Source organism: Promicromonospora sp. NPDC060271, assembly GCF_042726755.1.
Classification (GTDB): Bacteria; Actinomycetota; Actinomycetes; order Actinomycetales; family Cellulomonadaceae; genus Promicromonospora.
The window spans coordinates 1-4011 of the sequence record NZ_JBHXBG010000284.1 but is presented as its reverse complement, the minus strand read 5'-3'; the positions used below and the strand labels follow the sequence as shown (position 1 = coordinate 4011).

The window sequence follows — 4011 nt, the reverse complement described above, 5'->3', positions numbered from 1 at the left end:
ATCACGGACTCGACCGACGACGTGTCGAAGAAGTTCGTGACCTCGTCGTAGTTCGTCGGCGTCGCCACGACCACGACCTGCGCACCCGCGTAGGCGGCCGGGGCGTCCAGCGTCGCGGTCAGGTCGAGGTCCTTCGTGGCCAGGTACTCCTCGAGCTCCACGTCCACGATCGGGCTCTTGCGGTCGTTGACCAGCGCGACCTTCGAAGCGTCCACGTCCACCGCCCAGACCTCGTGGTTCTGGGCGAGCAGGACGGCGTTCGACAGGCCGACATAACCGGTTCCGACAACAGCGATCTTCATGCGTAGATCCTCTCAGACATGCCAGGGCGCGTACGACGGACGCGAACGGCCCGATGGCCTCATGGATCCTCAGCACGTCGCCCGGGCAGACCCGGCATTCCCGATGACCAGGGGCGCGGCGGGGAGCGATACAGTTGACAGCCGCCCTTGCGTGCTTTCGCGGTGGCGGCGCGGGACCTGGCCGACCAGGGCCCTGCCCGAGTCAGTCCGTCAAAGGAAAGCATGCCAGAGACAACAGGCCCGTCGGCCATCGTGATCATCCCGGCCCGCGGCGGTTCGCAGGGGGTCCCGCTGAAGAACCTGGCGCGGGTCGACGGCATCACGCTCGTCGGCCGGGCGGTCCAGGCCGCGTCGGCGGCCCCGTCGGTAGGGACCGTCATCGTCTCCACGGACCACGACGAGATCGCGGCCGAGGCGCGGTCGCACGGAGCGCGGGTCGTGGTCCGACCCGCGGAGATCGCCGGCGGGACGGCGTCGTCGGAGTCCGCGCTGCTGCATGTCCTGGAGCGCGTCGAGGCCGGCGACGGGGGCCTGTCCCCGCAGGAGATCCCGCCGGTCACCGTGCTGGTGCAGTGCACCTCACCGTTCATCGATCCTGCGGACCTGGACGCAGCCGTCCGGACCGTCGCCGAGGGGGAGAAGGACGTGGTCGTCGCCGTCTCGGAGACGCACGACTTCCAGTGGCGGATCGACGACGGCGTGGCCAGCCCTGTCGGCCACACCACCGAGTACCGTGAGCGGCGCCAGGAGCGGGCCCCGCACTACCGGGAGACCGGCGCCTTCTACGTGATGCGCACGGACGGGTTCCGGGAGAGCGGGACGCGGTTCTTCGGCGACGTGGGCATCCAGCCGGTCGCCGCGGAGTGGGCGATCGAGATCGACGAGCCGCGTGACCTCTGGCTCGCGCGTCAGCTCGTGGACCAGAGCGTCGACGCAGCGCCCGAGCCGCTGGACGTCGACGCCCTGGTGACGGACTTCGACGGCGTGCACACCGACGACCACGCCTACGTCGACCAGGACGGGACCGAGCAGGTCAGGGTGAGCCGTGGCGACGGCATGGGCATCTCCCGCCTGCGGCGCACGGGCATCCCGATCCTGATCCTGTCCACCGAGACCAACAAGGTCGTCGCCTCCCGCGCGAGCAAGCTGCGCGTCGAGGTGCTGCACGGAGTCGAGGACAAGGCCACCGCGCTGCGCGGCTGGCTGGCGGAGCGCGGCCTCGACCCGGCACGGGTCGCCTACGTCGGCAACGACGTCAACGACCTTGCCGCCATGGAGGTCGTCGGCTGGCCGGTCGCGGTCGCCGACGCGCGTCCCGAGGTGAAGGCGCAGGCCAGGATCGTGCTGTCGCGCGACGGCGGGAACGGTGCGGTTCGTGAGGTCTGTGACCGTATACTCGCTTCGCGTCCGGGTGAAGTCGCTCTCAGCGCTGGCACCGCCCAGGGCCCCGTCGTCGCCGGATAGCCGTCTTTCGGCCCGTACGAGCACTACCCCGCACGAGCACTACCCTGTGCATGACATCTTCGGAAGGACCTCGATATGAGCGCGACCACCGCGCAGCCCACACCGGTCGCCATCGGCGAGCACCTGGTGGGCGCTGACCAGCCGGTCTACGTGATCGGCGAGATCGGCATCAACCACAACGGTGACGTCGAGATCGCCAAGAAGCTGATCGACGTCGCGGTCGACGCCGGGTGCCAGGCCGTGAAGTTCCAGAAGCGCACTCCGGAGATCAGCACCCCGAAGGATCAGCGGGACAAGATCCGTCAGACGCCCTGGGGCGAGATGACGTACCTCGAGTACAAGTACAAGGTCGAGTTCGAGGAGCCGGAGTACACGGAGATCGACGCGTACGCCAAGGACAAGGGCGTGCAGTGGTTCGCCTCTCCGTGGGACGCGCCGTCGGTGGACTTCCTGGAGAAGATGGGCGTGCCGACCCACAAGGTCGCCTCGGCGTCCGTCACGGACCACGAGATGCTGCGCGCGCTGGCCGCGACCGGCAAGCCGATCATCCTGTCGACCGGGATGTCGACGCTGGAGCAGATCGACGCCGCTGTGGAGATCCTGGACACGAGCAAGCTCGTGATCCTGCACTCCACCTCGACCTACCCGCTTCCCCCCGAGGAGGCGAACCTGCGCACCATCACGACGCTGCAGCAGCGCTACGGCGTGCCCGTCGGCTACTCGGGTCACGAGACCGGTCTGCAGATCTCGATCGCGGCCGTCGCGCTGGGCGCCGTCGCCGTAGAGCGGCACATCACGCTCGACCGCGCCATGTGGGGCTCGGACCACGCCTCCTCGCTCGAGCCCAAGGGTCTCGAGACGCTGGTGCGCGACATCCGCATCCTCGAGAAGGCGCTCGGTGACGGTCAGAAGCGCGTCATGCCCGGCGAGTTCTCGCCGATGTCGCGCCTCCGCCGGGTCGACGCCTGAGCGTAGCCGCAGGCTCAGGCGTGGTGGACAGAGCCTGAGCCGTAGGCACACTGAACCGTAGGTACATGGTCGGAGGCGGGCGCCGCACTCGCGGTGCCCGCCTCTGATGTTCCTGGATCGACAAGAACCCAAGACTGTGGCCGAACCTGGCCCGGCCAGCGCGAGAGGGGGCCACGTGCCCGAGCGGGTCGATGCGGCAAGCATGCCGTTGGTGACGGTGGTCGCCGTCGTACGTGACGAGGAGCCATACCTCGAGGCGATGGTGCGGTCCGTCCTGGAACAGGACTACCCGCACCCGCTGCACATGGTGCTGGCCGTTGGGCCGTCGCAGGACCGCACGCACGAGATCGCCGAGAAGCTCAGCGCCGAGACCGGCCGGGTCACCGTCGTGGACAACCCGACGGGCTCCAAGCCGCTCGGCCTCAACGCGGGCCTGGCGCGGATGCCTGAGGGCCACTCGATCTTCGTCCGGGTGGACGGCCACACCGTCGCGGAGCCCACCTACGTGCGCCGCGCGGTGGAAGCCCTGCAGGCCGCGGGGGCGGACGGCGTGGGCGGCCGCATGATGCCCGTCGGCGACACCCCCGTGCAGAAGGCCGTGGCCAGGGCGATGAGCCACCCGGCCGGCCTCGGCGCGGCCTCGTTCCACACGGGCGGCAGCGCCGGCCCGGCCGAGACGGTCTACCTGGGCACCTTCCGCCGCGAGGCGCTGGAGCGGGTGGGCGGGTACTCGCCGGTGTACGTGCGGGCACAGGACTGGGAGCTGTGCCTCCGGCTGCGGAACAGCGGCAGCCTCCTGTGGTTCGACCCGTCCCTCGTGGTCGAGTACAAGCCGCGCCGCACGCTGGGCGCCGTGGCCACCCAGTTCTGGCGGACGGGCATGTGGCGCCGCGAGGTGGTGCGCCGCAACCCCGGCACCGCCAACCTTCGTTACCTGGCCCCGCCGACCGCCGTCATCGTGCTCGGGGTGTCCGTGCTGCTCGCCGTCGTCGGCGCCGTCACGGGTGTGCTGCCGCTGACGCTGCTCGGCCTCACGCCGCCCGCCGTCTACCTGCTGGGCGTGCTCGGCGCCGCGGCGCATGCCGCGACCCGTCGTCCGCGGCTCGACCTGCGCTCCGCGCTGGCCCTGCCCGCGACGCTCGTGACGATGCACATGGCCTGGGGCGCGGGGTTCCTCCGCGGCCTCACTGAACGCGTCCGGGTGGACGACGGCGTCTGACCCGAGCGAGCTCCGCGAAGTAGAGCGCCTGTCCGGATCTCCTCGGTGACATCAGGG

3 protein-coding genes and 1 pseudogene are annotated in these 4011 nt (G+C 70.3%); 3 read left to right on the top strand and 1 reads right to left on the bottom strand.

The window, feature by feature from the left end; translation table 11 throughout:
- Positions 1 to 302 (bottom strand): annotated as a pseudogene (locus tag ACFWE2_RS24880) (UDP-glucose 6-dehydrogenase); the annotation flags it as partial.
- Between the two features lie 222 nt (positions 303 to 524).
- On the opposite strand from ACFWE2_RS24880, the gene ACFWE2_RS24875 reads away from it, so the two are divergent.
- From ACFWE2_RS24875 to ACFWE2_RS24865, 3 genes are all read left to right on the top strand, one after another.
- On the top strand, positions 525 to 1766 hold the full coding sequence (locus ACFWE2_RS24875) for a cytidylyltransferase domain-containing protein (RefSeq protein WP_377226888.1): 1242 nt from the start codon (positions 525 to 527) through the stop codon (positions 1764 to 1766).
- Positions 1767 to 1841: 75 nt separating this feature from the next.
- The gene (locus ACFWE2_RS24870) at positions 1842 to 2735 is read left to right on the top strand and encodes an N-acetylneuraminate synthase family protein (RefSeq protein WP_377226887.1); all 894 of its coding nucleotides are present in this window, start codon (positions 1842 to 1844) and stop codon (positions 2733 to 2735) included.
- Between the two features lie 202 nt (positions 2736 to 2937).
- Positions 2938 to 3954 (top strand): glycosyltransferase family 2 protein, encoded by a 1017-nt coding sequence (locus ACFWE2_RS24865; RefSeq protein ID WP_377226886.1) that lies wholly within the window; start codon positions 2938 to 2940, stop codon positions 3952 to 3954.
- Positions 3955 to 4011: the final 57 nt, after the last annotated feature.

Excerpts from the sequence above, each read along its gene's own strand:
- ACFWE2_RS24875 (WP_377226888.1), top strand. The coding sequence starts at position 525 with ATGCCAGAGACAACAGGCCCGTCGGCCATCGTGATCATCCCGGCCCGC.
- ACFWE2_RS24870 (WP_377226887.1), top strand. The coding sequence starts at position 1,842 with ATGAGCGCGACCACCGCGCAGCCCACACCGGTCGCCATCGGCGAGCAC.
- ACFWE2_RS24865 (WP_377226886.1), top strand. The coding sequence starts at position 2,938 with ATGCCGTTGGTGACGGTGGTCGCCGTCGTACGTGACGAGGAGCCATAC.